The sequence below is a fragment of the Leptothoe sp. EHU-05/26/07-4 genome, assembly GCF_043421015.1.
Classification (GTDB): Bacteria; Cyanobacteriota; Cyanobacteriia; order Phormidesmidales; family Phormidesmidaceae; genus Leptothoe; species Leptothoe turfae.
On the sequence record NZ_JAXSQV010000003.1, the window covers coordinates 899,081 to 922,079 of the forward strand.

A 22,999-nucleotide genomic window follows, 5' to 3' on the forward strand; every position below is an offset into this window, starting at 1 on the left:
AGCCCTAGGCATTTATTAGGTTGCCCGAGAATGTGGTTGGGTTACTCAGAGAAATCACAGGCAGCGTAATCACGAACGTCGTTCCTTGACCAACGGTACTGTCAAAGGTGATCTGTCCATGGTGCAATTCTACGGATTTTTGGATGATGGCCAACCCCAGACCGGTCCCTGAAATTGTGCCAACGTTAGGCCCCCGGACAAATGATTCAAAGAGTGTCGGACGCGCTGCTTCTGGAATACCAATGCCGTGGTCTTGCACCGATAGGGTCAGATCATGGTCTGTGGTCTCCAGGGTAACCAGAATTTCACCACCGCTAGGGGAGTAATTGATGGCATTACTCAACAAATTAGTCAGAATATGGCGCATGAGTTTACGGTCAATGTGATGGGATGTGTTGGGCAGGTGCGATCGCAACACCAAACTGTGGCGATCCGTCGTAATTTGCAATTCTTCAATAATTTCCTGACAAAACTCACTAAGCACCAGCGGCTGCGGATTAAACTCCATCCGACCAGCCTCCACTTTGTTGATTAATAGCACATCATTTAATAGCTCAGTCATATGGGTGGCAGCTGTTTGAATTTTTTGTAAATACTGATGTTGCTTGGTAATCTCCCACTGTCCACCATAATATTTCAATAGTTCTGCCGATGACAAAATTGTTGTCAGAGGTGTGCGAAACTCATGGGATGTCATCGACACAAATCGGGTTTTCATCTCATTGAGTTCTCGTTCCCGCTCCAGGGTGTGGCGAATTTCTGTTTCAATCTGTTTTCGCTTCGTAATGTCACGAATAATTGCCATGACTTCTTGCGGGGAGCTGTTAACAATACGTGCCTCGAAATCACGATTTTCACTGTCAAGGGCTAGCTGAAACTCCAGTACCTCAATTTCTTCAGTTGCTAATGCCCGAGTAATGCATTGCTGCATTGCTGCGGCCACCGGCTGGGGCAGCACATCAGTTAAATAATGCTTTAAGCAAGCACTGGGAGCAAAGGGCAACGTATGGTGTTTGGGTTCACTAAAGTTCACAATCTGACCCTTGTCGCTAATGCGAAACATGGGATCTGGAATGGCATTGAGTAAGGCTCGATTAGTGGCATAGCTGGCCTGTAGAGCTTTTTGTTCTTGTTTTAGATGCTCAGCGGTTGCCCATAGCTGGCTGGTACGCTCCTTGACCTGAGCTTCTAAGCCATCGTGGAGTGCTTGAAGCTCAGCTTCGGCCCGTTTACGCTCAGTAATATCAACTAAATAACAGCGAATTAGATCGCTCTGGGGAATATAGTGAAATGCCTGTTCAAAAATCCGATCGCCGACCGCTATATGGCGGACAAATTGTTGTTTTTCCTCGGCCTGAACGGCATCAATCACTCCCTCTAAAATCGGATGGCTGAGTTTGGCCAAACTAATGGTAGGAAACTGGCTAACGGCAGCCGGGTTGAGGTAGGTCAATTCCCCTGTTAGAGCAAGCTCAATAATTGGATGGGAGAACAGTTGAGGAAACGACGCCAGGCGAGCAATAACAGCATCTTGGGGGCGATCTGATTCAGCCATGAGCGATGAATCCACAGGGGCGGCAATGAGTGTGGCCATATACTTTTCTGCTTCATCACTGCCTGAGAGCAGCCACTGCACATCCTCACTATCAGCAGCCGTGTGGTACCGCACCTTCACATTGGCCCCAAATACAATTTCATCACCGTGGCGCAGATTACGAGAATCGCAGCGTCGGCCATTGATAAACAAACCGTTAGTGCTAGGTTTTCCCTGTAAATTGCCATCAATAATCTGAAACCCGTAGTCATCTTCACCAGGATGGGGCACCCGTAATAAAATGGCATGCTGACGCGAGACTTCTTTAGAATGGAGAACAATTGAGTTGCTGACATCGCGACCAATGGATCCAGAATCAGCATATAAATTGACGGCACGCTTTCCCTGGTCGTCTTCGATAATTAAAAGATGTTGCATACCCACAGACTGGTTTTGTTCAGATCACAATAGTTGGCCAAGCATTGGCTTGCCATCAGATTGCCCGATTCTGCAAAGGTAAAAACATGGTACTCCTGTCTAGAACATTTCCCCAACGCTAGGTTTGATAAGTGATATACATGCCCTTCTCGAAAATTTATGTATGCATCAAAACCATTTTGAAACCAATCTTACCAATGCGAAACACACCATTAAAACATGGCAGCTTGAGGGAATTTTGCTGGAATGGTATCACTTGGTGCCCGGACCCGCTGGCCCAATTCCCAAACATTGTCATCCAGAGTATCAACTGGGGTTTAGTCAGGATACCAACGGAGGGTACTTCTATCGAGGCGGGGGACATCCGGTACCGATGGGGCACTTTAGTCTCCTGCATTCGGGGGAGGTACATGCCACCACTCGTAAACAGACCTGGCTCGAACAATATCGTACCTATTGGATGCTTTACATTCATCCTGATCGGTTGTCTGAGGTTTTTACGGCCTTATCAGGGTCTTCTACTGGTTTACCTTTTTTTGATAACCCAGTCATTTACGATCGCACCTTAGCCACCCAATTTTTGCAGTTTTTTGGCACCTTTCAACAACAGACTAGCACCCTTGAACGCACGACCCTACTATCGATATGTCTCAATCAGCTGATCCAACGGCATGCAGAACAACGCGTTGTACCCCAGACACCTAAGCGAGATCGCCACCGTGTTCAGCAAGTGCAGGACTATCTGATGGCCCATCTAACTGAAAATGTATCGCTTGATCAGCTGGCCCAGCTGGTTGGGCTCAGTCCTTACCACCTGCACCATATCTTTCAGCAAGAGGTGGGTATGGCCCCACATCAATATCAGATCCAGGCTCGGGTTAACCGCGCGAAACAGTTGCTACACCAAGGCTTGTCACTCAGGCAAGTGGCCGAAGATGCTGGCTTTTCCGATCAAAGTCACCTGACACGGCAGTTCAAGCGATTCTTGCAGGTGACGCCAGGCCGCTATTTGCGACAAAAATGATCAAAAACCGCAAGAATGTTCAAGACTTCGATGTTAGGGTTTGATATTCTTCGATATCGGGTGGGTCAGAGCTAAGCCTTTCTGTTTGAGCCCGATGCCAAGCTCTTGGCTCAACCACTCGCATCATTTATTGCAATTATGGAAGAATCTTCTATCCATGATCGAGAACGCTTAGTACCTTGAGTTGGTAATGACTTAGATGGAAAATGACCTGACTCAGTTTTGAGTGATAGTCAAAAATTTGGCAAAATTTATATTTCTTTTCTTGTAATAAAAACTTGGTAACACTGCACACTTACTGGTTACAGTCAGGGGCGTAACCTATGTATCGAGGGATTCCTCCACAGTTGCTTCAGATCTGCTAACGTTACTTTAGGTTGTTTAAGATCCTTATAATTGTCTAATTGTCGAAAATTGTCGAAGAAAGTGTTTTTTGCATTCACAACAAAATTATTGCAATTTTATCCACCCTTTCAGAGCAAAGACAGTCATGGAAACACAATCTGCGATTACACCAACCGCATCGTCTGGTCTTGGCCGTAACCGTCATCGAGGATGGCTCTGGTTATTAGTAGGATTTCTAGGACTGGCGGGTGGATGGTTTTTATGGAGCCGATTTCAGCAGGATGTAGTACCTGGCGCGATCGCAGCCCAATCCACCACCGTTGAAACCGAAACAGCGCGCTCTGCCCCCGTAAAAGAATTCTCAGAATTTGTTGGCGCGCTGGAAGCTCAGGAACGGGTAATGCTGCGGCCTGAAGTCGAGGGCCGTATTACTCAAATACTGGTGGTGGCAGGTGATCGGGTGTCAGCGGGGACGCCGATTTTGCAGCTCAGCCCAGACCGTCCCGCAGCGGTTGTCAGTGGAGCTATTGCTGACATTGAAGTGGCTCGCGCCTCACGCAGTGCAGCCCAGGCAGAAATTTTAGAGGCAGAAGCGGATCGGGATAGTGCTATCGCTGAACGGGCGTTGCAGGACACTGAATATCAGCGTACACAATCTTTAGTAGATGCGGGAGCTCTGGCGCAGCAGTCGTTGGACCAGGTGGCGCGAAATCGGGATGTTGCGATCGCAGCCCTAGCAGCAGCCGAGCGTCGTATTCAAACTGCCCGTGCCAACCTGGCAGAAGCCCGTGCCTCTTTAAGTCGAGCAGAATCCAATGCTGCTGTTGCCACTGAAGACCTATCCGACTATCAGGTTGTCGCCCCCATCAATGGAGTTGTTGGTGACTTACCCGTCAAAGTCGGTGACTACGTCAACATCGGACAGATGATCACAACCCTGACCAGCAATCAAACTATGGATCTGCGTCTCTCGATTCCGGTAGAACGTAGCAACGAACTGCGAGCAGGTTTACCCGTAGAACTTCGTACCCAGGAAGGTTTAGACCCCTTAGTAACAGGGCGCATCAGCTTTGTCGCCGAGCGGGTGGAAGCAGGAGCCCAGTCCATCCTGGCTAAGGCAAGTTTCCCTAACCCCGATGGACAACTGCGGGATGAACAGTTTGTTCGCGCCAATGTTATCTGGGACGAATCTCCCGGCGTTATGGTGCCCACCACCGCCATCTCCCGTGTCGGTGGCCAAAGCTTTGTATTCGTGATGGAGTCGGCCACAGAAGGTGATAGCGAATTTGTTGCCGTTCAACGCCCGGTCCAGCTTGGCACCATAGATAACAATCGCTATCACATCATCAGCGGTGTAGACACAGGAGAAACCATTATCACCGCCGGCATTTTACGCCTATCCGACGGCGCACCCGTCACTGCGGACAACTCCACCTCAGCCAACTAATAGGCACTTAGCCTGGAGCCCCCGTTCACAATTCAAAACTCTCCCCCACTCCCCATGACCTCCCCCAACTCCCAACAGGATCCCTCCCAAACCACCCCCGTTGACAGCTCACCCAGTCCAGAACTCCTCGCCATTCAGAAAATGATGGGTGAGATCTCAGCGCTGCGTGAAGAAATCAGTCAGCTATCCCAGCTGCCCCAACAGGTGCGCCAGATCGAACGTCGCTTAATGGTGGTGGGCGATCTCTACCGATACGAAACCCTGCACGAACAGCTATCCAATCAGGAATGGTTTGCTGCTGACAAAGAAACTGTTCGGCTGATTGCCGATATTGCTGGTGTCTCCGACTTAGAAGACCTCAGCCCCCGCGAAATTCGTAGCTTCTCCTGTGGTGAGCTGCAAGTAATTGACCGTCTATGGTCCACCTACAGCGAAGGACACTTTGGCTTTAGTGTGCAGCTGCAAATTTACCAGGAGTTAGGCGGTAGCCTGGAAAGCACCATCGGTGAAGACCTGCAGCTTACCCAGCGATGGGGTGCTGCTTTGGGCTGGCGTGAAGGCGTTAGTGAACAAACTCCTACCGGGAATCGCTGGCGCAAATGTGATGAATTGGATTTTTCTCTCAACGCACCTAAGGGGTGCCATCCATCTCGCTGGTGGAATTCTCCCTACGGGTCTCGGATGACAAATTACTTTCTCAATCGTTTAATTACCTGCGATATGTAGAAGAAAATTTCGGCATAGCGGGGCAGGCACAAGGCACAGCCCCTACAAGATTTTTCCCCTTCTCCCCCCTCCCCTGATCGCCCCATGTTTGTCGAAACTTTTATTCGCCGCCCTGTGCTCACCATGGTGCTCTCTATCATCATCTTTATGGTGGGGGCCATCGTGATTCCGACGCTGCCTGTGGAACAGTATCCTGACATTAGTCCGGTGCAGGTGGTTGTCAGCGCTAACTACATTGGTGCCAGCTCCGAAGTGGTGGAAGAAACCGTAACCACCACACTAGAGCGTGAGATTAACGGCGTTAGCGGTATGCGCTATATGAACTCCACCAGCAGTGATGATGGCACGAGTTCAATTACCATCACATTTCGTCAGGGCTACGACCTCGATATTGCAGCTGTCGACGTTCTCAATCGAGTTTCCATTGTCACCCCCCAGCTACCTCAGGAAGTACAGCGGACCGGGGTTACGGTGCGTAAACAATCCAGCAGCGTGGTAGTGGGGATGGCCATCTACAGCGAAGAGGAAGGTCTTTACGACGACAACTTTATTAGTAACTACGCTGATCTCTACGTGCTAGATGCCCTACGACGAATTCCAGGTGTGGCTCAGATACAGCCGTTTGGTGAACGGCGCTATGCTATGCGACTGTGGCTTGACCCAGCTAGGATGGCGGCTCGTGATATTACCACCGAAGATGTGGTGGATGTTATTCAAGAACAAAACCTGCAGGTGGGGGCAGGCAGTATTGGTCAACCGCCGACGGAAGATGGCCTCAGCTATCAGCTAACCCTGCGCACCCAGGGTCGTTTAGAAGAGGTGAGCGAGTTTGAAAACCTGGTCATCAAAACTGAAGATGATGGCAATCTAGTCTATTTTCGCGATATTGGTCGAGCCGAGCTAGGGGCAGAAAGCTACAACACGTTTGCCCGCTATCGACAGCAGGGGGCGATTGGCTATCAGATTGTACAAACACCCGGCACCAATGCTCTAGAAGCTGCCAATGCGGTTAAAGCCACCATGGCTGATCTGGCAGAAGACTTTCCACCAGGGTTGAGCTATGCAGTCCCCTACGACCCTTCGTTATTTGTAGTGGAATCTAGAAAAGAGGTCGTCAGTACCCTGCTTCAGGCAATTATTTTGGTGGTGCTGGTACTGTTTTTGTTTCTTCAAAACTGGCGCGCCACCATTGTTCCTGCGGTGGTGATTCCGGTGGCCTTAATCGGCACCTTTGCCTTTATTAAAGTGTTTAATTTCTCCATCAACAGTCTCACCCTGTTTGGTTTAATTCTGGCGACAGGGATGGTGGTGGACGATGCCATCGTTGTAGTAGAAGACATTGCTGGCAAAATCCAGGATAAGGGTATGCGGCCCCACCTGGCTGCGATTGAAGCCATGCGTGAGCTGACAGGGGCGGTGATTGCCACCTCGCTAGTGCTGTTAGCTGTATTTATTCCAGTGGCCTTTTTTCCGGGGACGACAGGACAGCTTTATCGCCAATTTGCTCTAACCATTGCTTTTGCTGTTACTATTTCCACGTTTAATGCTCTGAGTTTGACCCCTGCCCTATCGGCGCTGTTAATTCGTTCAGGGCAACAGCCTGGTGGTTGGCTGGGGCGATTTTTTGGTTGGGTAAATAGCGGTATTGATGCTATGCGTCATGGCTATCAAGTGAGTTTGGGACGCCTCACTCGCCTAAAAACAACAGTGCTGATTTTGTTTGTTGCCGCCCTGGGTGTGGCAGCCTGGCTTTATACCTCAGTACCGACAGCGTTTTTGCCAGAGGAAGACCAGGGCTATTTAATTAGCCTGGTGCAGGGACCCGAAGGATCTTCGGTAGACTACACCAGTGACATCATTGAACAGGTAGATCAAACGTATCTTGGTATTCCTGAAGTGGAGGGTACCTTCTCCTTAGGCGGGTTTGGTTTTAGCGGTAATATTCCCAACAACGGTGTGATTTTTTCTCCCCTGATTCCCTGGGGTGAGCGCCCGAGGGAAGGGCAATCGGCTCAGGCTGTACTGGGTCAGGTGTGGCCACAGTTTGGTCAGATTAAGGAAGCCAATGTGATTGCCTTTAATCCCCCGACTATTCAGGGATTAGGCAGCATTAGCGGTTTTGTCTTTCAGCTACAGGACCAGGGCAATAACGATCTGCAAACATTTATGCAGGCTAAGGATGAACTTGTGGCAGCAGCCAATGCAGCTCCAGAATTGCAGAATGTTTTTACTACCTACACGGCCAATGCACCGCAGTTAGATGTGGATATTGACCGCAGTTTGGCAAAAGCGATGCAGGTGAATATTGATGAGATTCTCAATACGTTACAGGGCTTTTTGGGGTCGCGCTATGTTAACGATTTCAATGCCTTTGGCCGGACTTATCGGGTTTACATGCAGGCCGATGCCCAGTTTCGTTCGAATCCTAGCGATATTGGCAATCTCTATGTAAGGTCTGAGACTGGGGAGATGATCCCTCTGGATACTTTGGTGACCATTTCACCCACTACGGGACCCCAAACCATCAATCATTACAATCTGTTTCGTTCTATTGAAATCAATGGTTCGCCAGCAGCAGGCTACAGTTCTGGACAAGCGATCGCAGCTATGGAACGCATCGCCAGTGAAATCCTGCCCACATCCATGGGGTTTGAATGGTCCGGTATCTCTTTAGAAGAACTAGAATCCGGTGGCCAGGCTCCGATTATCTTTGGTTTGGGCATTATTTTTGTTTTCTTGGTGCTGGCGGCCCAATATGAGAACTTTATTGACCCAGTGATTATTTTGTTGGCGGTACCGCTGGCCATGTTGGGTGCACTGCTGGCGATTTCTATGCGGGGATTGCCAAACGATGTCTATTGCCAGGTGGGTCTGGTAATGCTGATTGGTTTAGCCAGTAAAAACGCAATTCTGATTGTGGAATTTGCTAATCAGCTAAGAGATGAAGGTTTATCCATTGTACGTGCAGCTGTAGAAGCTGCTCAGCAACGGTTGCGACCCATTATCATGACTGCCATTTCCACCCTGTTGGGGATTTTTCCTCTAGTCATTGCCACAGGAGCCGGATCCGCCAGTCGTCAATCTCTAGGCACTGCTGTTTTTGGTGGCATGATCGTCTCCACAGTGTTGAGCCTGTTTGTTGTGCCAGTGCTCTATATCGTCATTGTCAGTTTCTTTTGCCGGTTTAAGGATAACTGTCGTGACCTATCACCGATGCCACCAGAGGTTTCTACAGAAGCGACACCTGAGATGGCACTTGCGGCTCGCAAATAAACACACAATCGGCAGATGTTTGTCTATCGTTGAGGTAATTACAAACAGGAGAGATGGCAATGCTCCGATATAGATTAAGTTCCATCGTTGGAGCTGTCATGGCTGGGGCCATGGTGTTGAGCTGTGCGACGTCTAATCCAGAGCAGTCAGCGACCTCACCTGATGCTCCGGCAGAGGCTGCATTGTCTAATAACTCAGATCCTTCCAGCCAGGTCCAGGCAGAGAGCCTACAACAAACCATTCTGGTAGAACCCTTAGAGCATCCCTGGGGAATGGCTTGGCTACCGGATGGCACCCTGATGGTGACCGAACGTCCAGGACGGGTGCGGCTCATTAAGGCAGGTGGTTTTCTGGATCCCACCCCCGTATCGGGTGTGCCTGATGTATTTGCCGCTGGCCAGGGCGGTTTAATGGATGTGTCAGTGCATCCTCAGTTCGCTGAAAATCAGTGGGTCTATTTTACCTATGCCGCTGGTTCTTCGGGGGCAAATCAGACCCGTGTAGCCCGAGCACAATTTGATGGTGATACCCTCTCTGATTGGACCGTCATCTTTGAGGTGAATCGGACCAAACAGGGTAGTCAGCATTTTGGCTCGCGCATTAGCTGGTTGCCGGATAATACAATGCTGATTTCCATTGGCGATGGCGGTAATCCACCGCTACAGCTAGAGGGTGAGCTGATTCGGCATCAGGCGCAAAAGCTGGATAGTCATTTGGGTAAAGTTCTTCGCCTTAACGACGATGGGTCCGTGCCAGAGGATAATCCCTTTGCCAATACGTCAGACGCTGATCCCGCTGTTTGGAGCTATGGCCATCGCAATATTCAAGGACTGATGGTAGACCCCATCACCGGTCAGGCTTGGGCCACAGAGCATGGCTCACGGGGTGGTGACGAGCTGAATCGGGTGGACCCAGGGGAGAACTATGGTTGGCCAGTGGTGACCCACAGTCGTGAGTATACCGGTGGCGAAATTTCATCGGAGCGATCGCGACCGGGCATGATCGATCCTCTGGTGGTTTGGACACCTGCGATCGCACCGTCTGGTCTACTCATTTACCAGGGCGATCGCTTCCCTGATTGGCAAGGTGACCTATTCGCTGGCGGTCTGGTTTCGCAAGATGTGCGACACATTGCCCTGGACGATCTTGACATGGTTGTCAGTGAAACACCTATCCCCATTGGCCAGCGTGTGCGGGATGTGCGCCAGGGGCCGGACGGGCTGATTTATATTTTGACCGATGAACCCAACGGGCGGCTTATTCGGTTAGAGCCAGGGTAGGCGGCTAAAGGAAGGGGGAGTTATTGGTTATTGGTTATTGGTTATTGGGGCGTATGTAAGTTTTGAGTTTTGAGTGATGGTGTTCTGGTATAGCCGTTAGTGATTAGCCTTTGATGCGGGGGCTGGCACAAGGCACAGCCCCTACGAGATATCTCCTTTAAACGAAGGGGAATGATTCACATTTGGTGTTAGAGATGTTGGAAACAACCTGAGAACCTAAAGATTCTTGACACCAAAGAAGATCTCGTACAACAGAGATACCTTTTACCCGGACCTCGCCGTAACCCAACCTTCACTAGAATGTTTGCGCTAAGCGATCACCCTGTCGGGGGAAACCCCAGCTTGCTTAAGTGGTGTAGCTGATGTGGCTTCGAACAAGGGAGTTTAGGCCCCCACATTAGGAGGGTAAACCCCAGTAGGCCTAGGTAGACTAGCTTAGAAATTTCCGGAAAGGAGGAAAGCCCTGAGCAACCCCTCTAACCCTCTACCAATACCCCCAAAATACCCCCTTGACTTAGAGCCCACTCTAACTCCTAACCTAGGCTTATGGACCAGGCACTCACCATCCAACAAGTCGCCCAAGCCACCGGCCTGAGCACCCACACCCTGCGCTACTACGAACGCTGTGACCTAATTGCCCCCATCCATCGGGCCAGCAACGGTCACCGTCGTTACTCAGCGCAAGATATCCGCTGGATTCAGTTTCTCACCAAACTGCGCATGACCGGCATGCCCATTCGTCAGATTCAGCAATATGCCACACTGCTACGCCAACATCCTGACGCCGTACAAGAACGGCGCGCCTTGCTAGAAGCCCATCGCCAAACCGTTGTGCAACAACTACAGGAGCTACAAGAAAACCTCACCGTAATCGACTGGAAAATTCAACACTATAAAGAGATTGAAACCAAACTGTCCGAAACACCTGTGCAAACATCACCCCAGAGAACATTATGAATTCCGTTGCCCAGTCTGCAACCTCTGAGCGTTACCAGCAAGGCTGGCAAATGCTCAAAACCATTGACGGCGAAGCCGGAGAAAAAGTAATCGATAGTCTGCAATCCATTGCACCCGATCTAGCCCGCTACGTCATCGAATTTCCCTTTGGCGATATCTATACCCGTCCGGGTTTAGATCTAAAATCCCGAGAAATTGCCACCCTCGCCGCCCTCACAACGTTAGGGAATGCCCAACCGCAGCTCAAAGTTCACATTCACGCCGCCCTGAATGTCGGCTGTACCGCCCAAGAGATTGTTGAAGTTGTGATGCAGATGGCCGTATATGCAGGATTCCCCGCTGCTCTCAATGGCATTACCGCCGTTAAGCAGGTCTTTGCAGAGCGCAATATCCACCTACCTGGAGAATAAACCCATGAAAACTCGAAAACGGCGATGCCATTGTTCCCATTCCCGGCACCAAACGTTATCCCGATATGAGCAGCGTCAATCGTTAAATAGCCATATCTATGCGGTGCGGCACCCCATGGACAGGAGCTGAGTTGGAGTTTTTTGTACTATTAGGCTGATTTTTTTTAACTAATAGCTGCTCAAATTGCAACGCAACAACCTTGGCAATGGCCATCAGCGTTTTAGCATCCTCATCATTCCAATGATTTGATTCAGGTGCACCAATGGAAATTGCCCCTGAAATTTTACGACAGACGAGCGGTGCCGCAATTAATGATTGGGCTGTGGGCATCACCACGTCTACGTCCGTTCGTTGATTAGTATCTCGAATCTGTACCAGACGTCCCTGGCACATGACCTGTCCGCTGATACCCTTAGCCAAGGAAATTTTGCGACCCTTACCATTGGCCTCACCCACAAGCACCGGAACGGTGTAGTAATCGTTATCAAGTTTGAACGAAATGGCTACGCCAGCTGCCCCAAAGACAGATTGCAAAATAATAGCCGTATTCTGCAACAGTTTTGATGGGCTGTTAGATGACATTTCTGCAATATTGTGCACAGTACGAAGCTGTTGCCAGCGACGCTGGCTCACCTTGTCAGTTTGCTCAATCAACTCCAGCATGCGACTGTTGATCTCAGCAATGTGCATATACTGCTGACTGTAGAGGCGCTCCTTCACGGGGCGATACATGGATTCCATTACCTGGGACATGAGCAAGGCAATGCGATCTACCACAGCTTCGTCATAGGACCATAGCGCATCGTATTGACGCCCACTGGTACCAGGCTGGTTTTCAGTTTCTTGAGCCACTAAGGTCGCCCAAAACTCAGACGTGTCAACAAACAAAAACCATTCCTGTGCCAGAGCTGACGTAGGACTCAGCTCAATAAATTCTACCCCTTGGATTGAAGGTGGCTGACAATCTGGCACACCGAACACATAGACCCGTCGACAAACTGAGCCTAACCGGCTATAACGGCGCATTTGTTCGGGAAAATTTGAAAAGCGCTGGAAACCTGCGTAAAAATCAACCGCCAATTGATGCTGAAGAATCTGATCTTCAATCTGCTGACTGATCACGTTCATCATTTCAACCGAGCGCGTAAAGCGCAGGGTGTCGTATTGCCCTGCAAGTGAGCGAAAGAGGGATATATCCATCAAAAATACGCAGGCTGAACCTACTAGTAGACAAACCTAAACAACAACAACATAGATGCCCCCAGTGCCATTGAGTACCTGGCAATAGTTCAAAGTTTATTGAAACTATTGCCTTGACATCGTTAATACTGGCTATTTTTAGTTGTACATGTCCTTGTAGACATAAGCAATGAAAAGAGTTTCACAAGACTCTATTCATTGATGAGTTCACTCTTACACTACTCTAGCGTTTGCCACTAAATATTCCACCGCTCAACATTTTGACTCAAATGCCAGGAATGTTCTAAAGATAGAAGAATACTAGACATTTGACTATTTACTCTAACAGTTGAGGTCAAACACACGCAGAAACAGTCAATTTAGAGGTGAAATTGGACGAATAACGCTTGTTTTCAATTACTAGGATGATAACGTATTCAATTGACTTCAGGGAATGTTTCCTAGAAGTTTAATGGGTTAGCCTATAAAAGTGTTCTTAAAATAGGATAAATGACAGATACCAACAGGTACCAATAGATGATATCTAGCGACGTGTTCTAAGGCACAGTTGCTGAGGGATGTTACACCAATAACTTGGAATTGCTTGCACATAGGCTGACAACTGACGAGAATATTTTTTTGGAGGAGGGGTATGAAATATCGTGCGATCGCAACCGACTATGATGGCACATTAGCCACCGAGGGGCGTGTTGCCGACACCACGTTGGCGGCTCTAAAGCGTTATCAGCAAGCAGGGGGCTTGCTATTAATGGTAACTGGGCGAGAGTTGACAGATCTACAAAACGCTTTTTCAGCCCTGGCCATTTTTGATGGTGTCGTTGTTGAGAATGGTGCGGTTTTCTACCACCCCGCCAGTGAGCGGCTTCAACTGTTGGCGGACCCACCCCCTGACGCATTTATCGCCACCCTCAAGGCTCAGCACGTTAGCCCGATCAACACAGGACGGGTAATTGTATCCACCTGGCAACCCCATGGAGCCGTGGTGCAGCAAACCATTCAATCCATGGGATTAGCATCCCGAGTGATTATGAATAAGCGGGCTGTCATGGTGTTGCCTGCCAACGTTACCAAAGCGACGGGGCTCAACGTGGCATTGACTGAGCTGGGGCTGACGGCTAATCAAGTTGTCGGGATCGGTGATGCGGAAAACGATTTTGACTTACTTAAAAGCTGTGGTTTGGGCGTCGCCGTCGCCAATGCTCTGCCAGCCGTTAAGGATATGGCTGACCGCGTCACCACCCAATATCGCGGTGCTGGTGTAGAAGAGCTGGTTGATTGGATTTTAAATGGTGAACTGTGATGTTGGTTTACTGTTTAGCCAAAAGCTCAGAGTCAGGACATTCATAGGTGGTCATGGGACTTAGATATTAAGGAATAACGCTCATAACAGTATTTCCTAAGTATCCATAAAAATGATGTAACAAGGAACACGCTTATGTGGAGATAGTGTTACGTTACATCAAGCAATTAGCTGTAACAGCAAAGCCAAACGCGATAGTATGGGCGCTAACTTGGGCCATATCTACGTTCTATTCCGTGACTTGCCATGCAAATCCTTCACGGTACCTGGATTCCTGAATCTGGGACTGACTTTATTCTATCGGGTGAATTTTACCTATGGGTTGAAACTATTGCAGAAACAGCGTTTCAGGAGGCAGAGCCATGCCATCCTAGACACTTAGTGGCGGCAGATTTAGTTGACCTACTAGCGAATGAGTTTAAGATTCAGTCCCCCGATCGATATCCGTTGGAGGAGCTGATCACTCCCTGCTACTTCCTATTGCCGACGGTTGACAATCAGCCACTGCCGTCTTTAGAGCTATCGCGCTACCTGGAGATTGACTTACCCGATCGGTTTAAATTTGAATATTGGCAAATTGATTGTTGTTCTATCCCAGCTGCCGCCGCTGTTAAAAGTAAAGCAGGTCCAAATTCTGTTATTCCTTTACTCAATGAGCTTCATTTTCTTGCCCTACACAATTTGAGTGAGATCCAGCTAGGGGCAGACCTGCTATTTTGGTTCCATTTTACCCAAGCGTTAAAACGGATTATTTGGAAAGATCACTATGTTCCTGCCCTCAAATACCGTTCGCTAGACCCCATCAAGAAACGTCAGTCATCTAAGCGGTCAGACAACTTTGAAATTTATTCAGGGTGGGAGTTTATTGGTGAAGACTATGGGACTACCCTGGAGGAATTTGTGGAGCACATGCCCCTGATGTGTGCAGCAGGATTTGCGGAACCGTTTACAACACCTCAGTTTTACGATCGGTTGTCTCTCCTGCGGCATTTCTCAGAATGCTTACTGACTGAAATTGTGGCCCATACTCAGTTTACAAAAGCATTTGAAAACACCATCAAAGATTCAGTGCTGACGGACTGTTTAGATCTAGATGTGTGGCCCCAGGCTGAAGGGTTAGAGCAATATCAACAATGGCAGGCCTGGCGCGATCTCATTGTCCGCACCCAGACCGATCAGCCCTTTTATCTGTACTTTCATCTCCAAGACCCATTCAAACCAGACGACCCCTGGCAGCTACAGTTTCAGGTTGCGCCTAAAGATGATCCCTCCCTCAAGCTAGCCTTAGATAACTATTGGCGCATGGGACCTAAGCAACAGAAACAGATAAAAGACCAATTGGGGGGAGAGTTTGAGCAAAACCTGTTGCTAAACTTAGGCTATGCTGCTCGGATTTATCCCGATCTCTGGCAGGGCATGGAAACCGACCAGCCCGTTGGCATTCAGCTCACTCTGGATGGAGCCTTTAACTTTCTCAAAGAGTCGGCCTGGGTGTTAGAAAATGCGGGCTATAAGGTGATTGTGCCCGCCTGGTGGACCCCCAAGGGACGACAGCGGGCGAAGGTGCGGCTCAAGGCCAAAGGAAAGTCCCTGTCAGGAGGTGACGATAAATCCAAGAGTTATTTCTCCTTTGCGAGCCTGGTGGAGTACCAATATGAACTAGCCATTGGCGAAGAAAAGATCACGGAACAGGAGTGGAACCAGCTGGTGAATGCTAAGACGCCATTGGTGCAGTTTCGCGGTCAATGGATGGAGCTGGACCAGGACAAGATGCAGCAGATGCTGGAGTTTTGGAAAACTCATCAGCAGGAGAATCCAGAGCTGTCACTGTTGGACTTTATGAAGCTAACGGCGGCGGGTGAGGATGATTTGGAGGTGGAGTGCGATCGCAAAGACACCCTCGCCGATATGCTCACTAAACTGGGCGACAAAAATAAGCTCCAACCCGTGGATAACCCCGATACATTCCAAGGTCAGCTGCGGGAATACCAAAAGCGAGGCGTTTCCTGGTTACAGTATCTAGAACAGCTGGGTCTCAATGGCTGCCTGGCCGACGATATGGGGTTGGGTAAAACCGTCCAGGTGATTGCCCGCATGGTGCAAGAACGGCAACCCCCTAAACCTAAAAAAGGCCGTAAAAAGAAAACGGCAGAAGCCATCCAAGTACCGCCTACGCTGCTGATTGCCCCCACCTCTGTGGTCGGCAACTGGCTCCGGGAAATCCAAAAGTTTGCTCCCCAAATTAAGGCCGCCGTGCATCACGGTAGCGACCGTGCCAAGGATGCTAAAACCTTCAAAAAAGCCTGTCGAGAGCATGACATCTTGATCACCTCTTTTGCACTAGCCCGCAAAGATGCCAAGCTGTTTAATGGTGTCGAGTGGCACCGCATTGTGCTGGATGAGGCGCAAAATATCAAAAACCCTAAAGCAGCGTTAACCAAAGCCATTTGTAAATTCTCTGCGCCTCACAGATTGGCCCTCACCGGCACCCCAATTGAAAACCGTCTATTGGATCTCTGGTCCATTTTTAACTTCTTAAATCCCGGCTATTTAGGCACCCAGGCCCAGTTTCGTAAAAGCTTTGAGGTACCGATTCAGAAAAGTAACAATCCGCGTCAGTCGGCCACCCTGAAAAAACTGGTGGAGCCCTTTATTTTGCGGCGGGTAAAAACAGACCAATCAATCATCAAAGACCTGCCGGATAAGGTGGAACAAAAACTGTTCTGTAACCTGACGAAAGAACAGGCATCGCTCTATGAAGCCGTGGTCAAAGATGTGGAGACTCAGCTACAGGCCGCAGAAGGCATTCACCGCAAGGGATTGATTTTGGCAACGCTGACAAAGTTGAAGCAGGTGTGCAATCATCCAAGGCAGTTTTTACAGGATGATAGTGAGTTTACGGCGGTGCGCTCCCATAAGCTCACCCGCCTTACCGAAATGGTGGAAGAGGCCATGGAGGAGCGGGATAGCCTTTTGGTATTTACCCAATTCACCGAGCTGGGGTCAGCCTTGGAGAAATACCTGCGTCACACCTTTCACTGTAATACCTACTATCTCCATGGCGGCACCTCACGAAAAAAACGCGAAGCAATGATTGCTGAATTCCAAGATCCGGAAACAGAACCGTCGGTATTTGTGCTTTCGCTCAAGGCTGGTGGTGTAGGCATTACCCTGACCAAAGCTAACCATGTTTTCCATTTTGACCGTTGGTGGAATCCATCGGTGGAAGATCAGGCCACAGATCGGGCTTTTCGAATTGGTCAGAAGAAAAATGTGTTTGTCCACAAGTTTGTAGCCATGGGCACCCTGGAAGAGCGCATAGACGAAATGATCGAAGATAAGAAGAAGCTGGCGGGTTCAATTGTTGGGGCCGATGAATCCTGGTTAACAGAGCTGGATAACGATGCGTTTAGGCAGCTGATTTCGTTGAACAAAAGTGCGATCATGGAGTAGGAGGGAAGCATCATGAGCCAATTTAGTCGCAGCTGGTGGGGACAACAATTCATCCAAGCCATTGAAAAGCTAACCGACCCAGGACGCCTCAGTCGTGGGCGCTCCTATGCCAGGGGCAATAAGGTTAAAAGCTTTGACATTGAGGGTGGGCGAGTCACCGCACAGGTCCGAGGTTCGGTGAATCCTTACTTTGGAGTGTATAAGGAACCACTGTATTTCACCACGATTGAGTTCCAGCCTTTGAGTAAGGCCAAGTGGTCAGCTGCGATCGCACTGATTGCCTCCAAAGCAAGTTTGATTTCTCGTTTATTGCTCAACGAGATTCCAGACAATATTGAGGATACATTTAAGCAGCTAAACCTCAATCTGCTACCAGCAAGTGCCAGAGACTTCAAAACCAGCTGTTCTTGTCCAGACTACAGTAATCCATGCAAACATATTGCCGGTGTTTACTATTTGGTCGCGGCAGAACTCGATCAAGATCCGTTTTTATTGTTTGAACTGCGGGGCTTGTCACGGGAGGAATTATTACAGGAACTGGCAAAATCTCCCTTAGGACAGGCGCTGTCAGCGGAATTACAGTTAGAACAGCAACCTCCTAAACCAGTAGACTCTTACTACGCGCCACTAGAGACAATCAAAGTACCTGCAAAAACTGAGTTGCGAGACTTTTGGCATGGAGCCAAGCGTTTGCCTCAAACAATGGAGGTTTTACCCGATAATCCAGTGTCAGGCATTCCAGTGAAAAAACAAGGAGACTTTCCGGGCTTTTGGGATCGGGATAATTCGTTTATTGAAGCAATGGAGACGTTGTATGAGCAGGTAAAAGCCAAGGGACAGTTATAAAGGCAAGCAATCACTGTTGAGTGTATTGAACATTTGCGACATCGATGCGACATCTATAGATGCGGCATCTATAGGTAGAAAATAGTTGGATCCAGGCTGACTCCCTGGGCTGAAGACGCAAACGTTTCAGCCAGCATCGATCTATTCTCAGGGCTATATCGGCCAGGCGTTCGGCTCAGATATCGACGCCACGCGCGTATTTCGTGGGCTTGATCTGCAAAGTCTTGCAGCGGCCTTTGGGCTATAGTCTCCACATTGGCCCTGACACTGCGTTGTAATCGATACAGGTTCATCACTTGCTTGGGGCTGACGCCAAGATGGCGTTGAAATTCACGCTGTAGCGATCTCGGAGTTATTCCCAGTTGTTCACAGGCTGTATCAATGCGCCTATTGGACGTCAGCACCTGATGTAACTGCAAACGACGCTGCACAACAGAAACCGGCACTGCCCTGAACAAGTTTAGGAGCCACCCATCCAGTGCACTTTTGACATCATCGGGTGGCAATTCGTGGGGAAGGCAGCGCCAAAATTCTCCTGCTTTTCGCTCACCCCACAAATCTGCCATATCAAGCAGGTTATCCGCACAATCTTGGCCGATATCTGGAAACAAGATCATCATGCCGGGGACGGTCAGGATGGCCATGACAAACAAAGTCTCTGGCTGGGAGATCCATTTACGAGTGCGCGTTTGTACCCCTAGCAAACCAACCTTAGGGTGAATCTTGCCCGATTCATGGTACGAACGTTTCCCAAAGTTTGCGCTCAACACACCAATGGGTTCCGGGCAGGTCCAAATAGGTGTCCCTGCAACTTCTCCCAGCTTGTCTTCAACCATCCTATAACTCAGCACATAGGGTCGCAGTTGAGGATGGGGTTCAATGGCTAGTATGCGCACTGTCGTGCTCCAAACAAAATAGAAGAAATATAGGGTATCAAATCAAATCGGGACGTTTTCCAAGGAACATATTCAGGTTGATTCTGATAAACTTGTACCAGTTACTTGATGATCAGACCGATAAGTTTGATGTCTATTGCACCCTGCCCAACTTGCAAGAATGGGAACGCTAGCATTAGTTTCATACGGTGAAATAGCCTATGCAGCCGGATAGCTTCAATGCTTTGGTAGCTGAGATCGCGCAGGTTGGGCTCTCGGCCCAGGTCAGTGTACGCGGAGAGCATTTATATATCGGTCTGACGATAGCCGATGCGCCAATGCCGGAGCCTGCGACCAATACCCTACGGACGTTGCTTTACCGTATAGACTTAGCTGAACTGGGACTGGCGGATGTGCGGGTGGTGCATGTTTATGGTTTGACGGCACCAAAGCAGGCAGCCTGGCAACAGAAGTTTGCGATCGCGCCACTGACCAAGGCTGATACTGATCTAATGTCCTTTGACAACCGCTTTAGCGCGGTGTTTTATTTTCCATTAATGGTACTGACCGGTATTTTTCTGAAAGCCTTTGCGCCCATCGGAGGGCTGCTGCAGGGTATTGATATCTGGTTTCACGAGTTCGGTCATGCGGTCGTAGCCTGGATGTCTGGACGGCGTGCTATTCCTTTACCCATTGGGTTTACGCCAGTCAATCCGGAGCGGTCTTTGTTTGTGTATGTTGGTGTGTTGCTCCTGTTGGGATTGCTGTTTTGGGCTGGGCAGCGGGAACAGAAGCGCTGGCCCAGGCTGTTAGCTATCTCTCTTGCAGTCATACAGTTTGGCATGACCTGGCTAATGTCGGCCAATACGTTTGATATGTTGTTGTACTTCGGTGGCATTGGTGGCGAGTTTTTGATTTGTGCTCTGCTAATTGTGGGCTACTATTTTCCACTCCCGCAGTATTTTCAGTGGGGACTGTACCGCTACCCTGTTGTTGTTGGTGCATCGTTTACATTTTTTGGCAGCCTATGGAACTGGCGGCAAGTGCGACGTGGTTTTCAGGAGATTCCGTGGGGCTCAATGTGGGGCGGTGATGGCGACATGGAGAGGCTCGCCTATGGTCATGGCTGGAGCCACCAGCAAATTATCAACACATATAACACGTTGGGCACAGTCTGCCTTGTTGCGATTCTGGCAATCTACTTTTATACGCTGTTCAAGCAGCATCGAGCTTGGTTGCTACTGCAGTGGCGGCAGTGGCGAACTGATGGGTTGAATGGACGATGATCGCGCAGACTGTTATCGCCGTCGATCGATTACGATTGTGCTGCGGCGATTGCCTATCTTTACAACAGCTTAAATCGATGCACGAAGAAACGATCGGGAACTTGGGTTTCTTGCCCCGGCCTCAGACGATGACGGATCTGGGACTCAGTAACCCAAATCTCTTGTCCAACCAGCGTCAGATTGACGGGTGACTTAAGATCAGAGGCTAATGTCTCAATTGGCGTTGGATTTGTGCCAGATGCAAAACTATGGATACGTAAAAGATGACCATTACCGCTGGTAGCTGCGCCTTCGGTGAGAATCAACGAACCATCGGGGGCAAATTGCATGCCATCTGGATTCTCTAGCGATCTTTCCAAAGAAATCTCTTCAACCGTTGCAGATCCGTCAAGTTGAGGCATCACTTTGAAGAGAGTACCGTTAGAATAATGTCCCACAATTAAGACGCCATCGGATCGCCGTGCAATGCCAGCCAGTCCAATGTGCTCGGCCCGAAACCGCTCATCGACTGCCCAAGTCTGCAACTGGCTTGTTCCCGGAGCCAGGTAGTGAATCCGAGCCAGGGTGCTGTCGGTGACGTAAACGCCGCCGTCTGGATCAATGGCCAGATCATTGCCGAAACCACCCTCCGGCATCAAAATGACCTGTAGCACATTACCAGAACGAACATCGATGGCAAAGATGCGCGGTGGGCGATGAACGGTCTCCCCATTGGCGCTACGGGTTCCCAGGAAATCAGGTGAACTGCCCCAGAGAATACCGCGTGGTTCATCTAGTCGTAATGCGGTGGCGGCAAATACTTCATCATTACCGGGGAAAACTATCTCGGTTTTGCCATCAGGCGTGATTCGCAAAATCTGTCCACTGGTAATGGAGCCAATATAGAGTGTGCCGTCGCTGCCATGGGATATACCATTGGGATACTGAAAACCAGCAGGTAGTTCGATCGGCTCTAGTTCTCTTGAAGACGTGGCAATCGGTTGGTTGGAGGACAGCACGATCGTACCCGCACATCCCAACCCCAAAAGAAATTCTCGTCGTTTCATTGCATTACTTCCTTTTAAGCGACGCGGTGTCCGGGAATGGCATATCCACCATCCACAGAGATGGTTTGTCCAGTGATGTATGAGGCGGCATCAGAACAGAGCCACAATACGGTTTCTGCCACTTCTTGAGAATTACCTAACCGTTTGAGTGGAATGTGGTGAGTGAAGGCTTGCACAACGGCATCATTTGGATCGTCGGGATTGCCAAAGCGACGAAACATCGCCGTATCAATGATGCCGGGATTGATATTATTGATGCGAATGTTGTGACTTGCGTACGCCAACGCGGCAGGTCTGACCATGCCATCCAGTCCACCTTTACTCGCTGAATAGATCGTAGAACCGACTAACCCACCTTTTGCTAGCCAAGACGATGTATTGACAATCGCGCCTCCGCTTTTCTGTGTGAGCATTTGTTCAATTTCATACTTCATGCAGAGCCAAACTGCCTTCAGGTTGATCGTGATTGTGTGTTCCCAGTCGCTTTCTGTTAGCTCGGTGATGGGGGCAAATTTACCTTCTGTTCCAGCGTTGTTGAAGGCAAAATCCAGGCGACCATGATAGTCGACTACTTTTTCGATCAGTGATTGAATCTCATCAGAATTTGCCACATCTGTTTTAATAAAGTGAGCCTTCCACCCTAAAGCATGAATTTGAGAAATCACATCTTGGCTTTGATCTTCACGTCGCGCTGCAATGATCACTGTTGCACCCTGTTGGGCAAATGCGATCGCAGCCGCTTGACCCATGCCAGAACTACCCCCAGTGATGAGGGCTACTTTGCCTTGAAACTTCATTTCTGAGTCTCCTAATTTAGGTTGAGGTGAAAATTATTTGTTCAACTTGCTGTCTAGAGATTTTGCAAGATGATGCTTCCAGAAAATGCAGTTGTGATCGTTTTCACCAGTTGCTTCCAGTTGTTGATAGTGTTCAATTTTCAAGTTAATCACTTGCAAGTGATGGGTGAGTTCCTCTAAGTGTTGTTTGACCTGATTGCGATGTTCCTCAAGTAACACGCGTCGTTCACTAACTTCATTGGGATGCTGACGCACCAAATCTGCAAAGGCAATCACTTTTTTGATTGGCATTCCGGTTTCCCGCAAACGCACCAAAAACTCTAGCCAAGCAATATCTTCGGCGGAGTACCGTCGATGTCCATTAGATGCTCGGTAAATCGGAGCTAAAAGCCCAACTTTTTCGTAATAACGTAAAGTGTGGATACTTAGCCCTGTTGCCTCAGCAGCTTGTCGGATGGTTAATTCAGTCGTCATACCGCAACTATAAAAGGTAGAGTGCGCTCTAGGTCAATAGCCGGCTCGCATCAATACTGTCTCAGTCCAAGGTGTTCGGTGATGCACGTAATTAGATTGCCCGCTGCCTCATTACCCACCCCATTGGTTGAGTGCCGATTCAATTACGTAGCGTCCTTGTTGGGCAGATACAGTTTGCTCAAGTTCAAAGTAACTCTGTATGCTCTGAGCCATTTTCTCACAGTGCTGAGAATATTCTGGCTAACGATCACGCTCACCGGACGCAAACATCTTTTGGGACTCAATCA

The 22,999-nt window shown here is 49.2% G+C and carries 17 protein-coding genes; 11 read left to right on the forward strand and 6 right to left on the reverse strand.

Going from position 1 to position 22,999, the window contains the following annotated elements; translation table 11 throughout:
• Positions 1–4: 4 nt before the first annotated feature.
• Positions 5–1,972 carry an ATP-binding protein gene (locus U2F10_RS11700; RefSeq protein WP_499872165.1) on the reverse strand — a complete coding sequence of 656 codons (1,968 nt, stop codon included), beginning with the start codon at positions 1,970–1,972 and terminating at the stop codon, positions 5–7.
• Positions 1,973–2,135: 163 nt separating this feature from the next.
• Between U2F10_RS11700 and U2F10_RS11705 the strand changes: the two genes are divergently transcribed.
• The 7 genes from U2F10_RS11705 to U2F10_RS11735 all read left to right on the forward strand — a co-directional run bounded on the left by U2F10_RS11705 (position 2,136) and on the right by U2F10_RS11735 (position 11,434).
• Complete coding sequence (locus U2F10_RS11705; protein ID WP_499872167.1) at positions 2,136–2,996, forward strand: AraC family transcriptional regulator; 861 nt, start codon at positions 2,136–2,138, stop codon at positions 2,994–2,996.
• Between the two features lie 490 nt (positions 2,997–3,486).
• Positions 3,487–4,788, forward strand: a complete 1,302-nt coding sequence (locus tag U2F10_RS11710; RefSeq protein WP_163668552.1) for an efflux RND transporter periplasmic adaptor subunit — start codon at positions 3,487–3,489, stop codon at positions 4,786–4,788.
• 54 nt (positions 4,789–4,842) lie between these two features.
• A complete protein-coding gene (locus tag U2F10_RS11715; protein WP_163668554.1) occupies positions 4,843–5,514 on the forward strand; it encodes a GUN4 domain-containing protein in 672 nt (223 codons plus the stop codon).
• 84 nt (positions 5,515–5,598) lie between these two features.
• Positions 5,599–8,787, forward strand: a complete 3,189-nt coding sequence (locus tag U2F10_RS11720; protein ID WP_163668556.1) for an efflux RND transporter permease subunit — start codon at positions 5,599–5,601, stop codon at positions 8,785–8,787.
• A gap of 59 nt (positions 8,788–8,846) precedes the next feature.
• On the forward strand, positions 8,847–10,067 hold the full coding sequence (locus tag U2F10_RS11725; RefSeq protein ID WP_499872358.1) for a PQQ-dependent sugar dehydrogenase: 1,221 nt from the start codon (positions 8,847–8,849) through the stop codon (positions 10,065–10,067).
• A 546-nt stretch (positions 10,068–10,613) separates the two neighbouring features.
• Positions 10,614–11,024 (forward strand): MerR family transcriptional regulator, encoded by a 411-nt coding sequence (locus tag U2F10_RS11730; RefSeq protein ID WP_163668560.1) that lies wholly within the window; start codon positions 10,614–10,616, stop codon positions 11,022–11,024.
• Positions 11,021–11,434 (forward strand): carboxymuconolactone decarboxylase family protein, encoded by a 414-nt coding sequence (locus U2F10_RS11735; RefSeq protein WP_499872169.1) that lies wholly within the window; start codon positions 11,021–11,023, stop codon positions 11,432–11,434. Before U2F10_RS11730 ends, U2F10_RS11735 begins: the two co-directional genes overlap by 4 nt.
• 82 nt (positions 11,435–11,516) lie before the next feature.
• Here the strand turns inward: U2F10_RS11735 and U2F10_RS11740 are convergent, their stop codons facing one another.
• Positions 11,517–12,635, reverse strand: a complete 1,119-nt coding sequence (locus U2F10_RS11740) for a DICT sensory domain-containing protein (RefSeq protein WP_163668564.1) — start codon at positions 12,633–12,635, stop codon at positions 11,517–11,519.
• 631 nt (positions 12,636–13,266) lie between these two features.
• Between U2F10_RS11740 and U2F10_RS11745 the strand changes: the two genes are divergently transcribed.
• The 3 genes from U2F10_RS11745 to U2F10_RS11755 all read left to right on the forward strand — a co-directional run bounded on the left by U2F10_RS11745 (position 13,267) and on the right by U2F10_RS11755 (position 18,234).
• Positions 13,267–13,935, forward strand: a complete 669-nt coding sequence (locus tag U2F10_RS11745) for an HAD family hydrolase (RefSeq protein ID WP_499866704.1) — start codon at positions 13,267–13,269, stop codon at positions 13,933–13,935.
• 246 nt (positions 13,936–14,181) lie between these two features.
• Entirely contained in the window at positions 14,182–17,388 is a 3,207-nt protein-coding gene (locus U2F10_RS11750; RefSeq protein ID WP_499872171.1) for a DEAD/DEAH box helicase, read from the forward strand.
• Between the two features lie 12 nt (positions 17,389–17,400).
• Positions 17,401–18,234, forward strand: a complete 834-nt coding sequence (locus U2F10_RS11755) for an SWIM zinc finger family protein (RefSeq protein ID WP_163702672.1) — start codon at positions 17,401–17,403, stop codon at positions 18,232–18,234.
• 68 nt (positions 18,235–18,302) lie between these two features.
• Here U2F10_RS11755 and U2F10_RS11760 read toward each other — a convergent pair whose 3' ends face one another.
• Positions 18,303–19,130 (reverse strand): AraC family transcriptional regulator, encoded by an 828-nt coding sequence (locus U2F10_RS11760; protein ID WP_499872173.1) that lies wholly within the window; start codon positions 19,128–19,130, stop codon positions 18,303–18,305.
• 200 nt (positions 19,131–19,330) lie between these two features.
• On the opposite strand from U2F10_RS11760, the gene U2F10_RS11765 reads away from it, so the two are divergent.
• Positions 19,331–20,395, forward strand: coding sequence for a hypothetical protein (locus tag U2F10_RS11765; RefSeq protein ID WP_499872174.1), 1,065 nt, complete (start codon positions 19,331–19,333; stop codon positions 20,393–20,395).
• Between the two features lie 59 nt (positions 20,396–20,454).
• On the opposite strand, the gene U2F10_RS11770 is transcribed toward U2F10_RS11765, so the two are convergent.
• Genes U2F10_RS11770 through U2F10_RS11780 form a run of 3 tightly spaced genes read right to left on the reverse strand, consistent with a single transcriptional unit; the run spans position 20,455 to position 22,712 of the window.
• Complete coding sequence (locus U2F10_RS11770) at positions 20,455–21,441, reverse strand: Vgb family protein (RefSeq protein WP_499872176.1); 987 nt, start codon at positions 21,439–21,441, stop codon at positions 20,455–20,457.
• A gap of 14 nt (positions 21,442–21,455) precedes the next feature.
• The gene (locus U2F10_RS11775; RefSeq protein WP_499872177.1) at positions 21,456–22,238 is read right to left on the reverse strand and encodes a glucose 1-dehydrogenase; all 783 of its coding nucleotides are present in this window, start codon (positions 22,236–22,238) and stop codon (positions 21,456–21,458) included.
• A 33-nt stretch (positions 22,239–22,271) separates the two neighbouring features.
• A complete protein-coding gene (locus U2F10_RS11780; protein ID WP_499872179.1) occupies positions 22,272–22,712 on the reverse strand; it encodes a MerR family transcriptional regulator in 441 nt (146 codons plus the stop codon).
• Positions 22,713–22,999: the final 287 nt, after the last annotated feature.

What these genes read in the sequence shown, in the direction of transcription:
- U2F10_RS11700 (WP_499872165.1), bottom strand. Translation starts at nt 1,972, where the DNA reads ATGCAACATCTTTTAATTATCGAAGACGACCAGGGAAAGCGTGCCGTC.
- U2F10_RS11705 (WP_499872167.1), top strand. Translation starts at nt 2,136, where the DNA reads ATGCATCAAAACCATTTTGAAACCAATCTTACCAATGCGAAACACACC.
- U2F10_RS11710 (WP_163668552.1), top strand. Translation starts at nt 3,487, where the DNA reads ATGGAAACACAATCTGCGATTACACCAACCGCATCGTCTGGTCTTGGC.
- U2F10_RS11715 (WP_163668554.1), top strand. Translation starts at nt 4,843, where the DNA reads ATGACCTCCCCCAACTCCCAACAGGATCCCTCCCAAACCACCCCCGTT.
- U2F10_RS11720 (WP_163668556.1), top strand. Translation starts at nt 5,599, where the DNA reads ATGTTTGTCGAAACTTTTATTCGCCGCCCTGTGCTCACCATGGTGCTC.
- U2F10_RS11725 (WP_499872358.1), top strand. Translation starts at nt 8,847, where the DNA reads ATGCTCCGATATAGATTAAGTTCCATCGTTGGAGCTGTCATGGCTGGG.
- U2F10_RS11730 (WP_163668560.1), top strand. Translation starts at nt 10,614, where the DNA reads ATGGACCAGGCACTCACCATCCAACAAGTCGCCCAAGCCACCGGCCTG.
- U2F10_RS11735 (WP_499872169.1), top strand. Translation starts at nt 11,021, where the DNA reads ATGAATTCCGTTGCCCAGTCTGCAACCTCTGAGCGTTACCAGCAAGGC.
- U2F10_RS11740 (WP_163668564.1), bottom strand. Translation starts at nt 12,635, where the DNA reads ATGGATATATCCCTCTTTCGCTCACTTGCAGGGCAATACGACACCCTG.
- U2F10_RS11745 (WP_499866704.1), top strand. Translation starts at nt 13,267, where the DNA reads ATGAAATATCGTGCGATCGCAACCGACTATGATGGCACATTAGCCACC.
- U2F10_RS11750 (WP_499872171.1), top strand. Translation starts at nt 14,182, where the DNA reads ATGCAAATCCTTCACGGTACCTGGATTCCTGAATCTGGGACTGACTTT.
- U2F10_RS11755 (WP_163702672.1), top strand. Translation starts at nt 17,401, where the DNA reads ATGAGCCAATTTAGTCGCAGCTGGTGGGGACAACAATTCATCCAAGCC.
- U2F10_RS11765 (WP_499872174.1), top strand. Translation starts at nt 19,331, where the DNA reads ATGCAGCCGGATAGCTTCAATGCTTTGGTAGCTGAGATCGCGCAGGTT.
- U2F10_RS11770 (WP_499872176.1), bottom strand. Translation starts at nt 21,441, where the DNA reads ATGAAACGACGAGAATTTCTTTTGGGGTTGGGATGTGCGGGTACGATC.
- U2F10_RS11775 (WP_499872177.1), bottom strand. Translation starts at nt 22,238, where the DNA reads ATGAAGTTTCAAGGCAAAGTAGCCCTCATCACTGGGGGTAGTTCTGGC.
- U2F10_RS11780 (WP_499872179.1), bottom strand. Translation starts at nt 22,712, where the DNA reads ATGACGACTGAATTAACCATCCGACAAGCTGCTGAGGCAACAGGGCTA.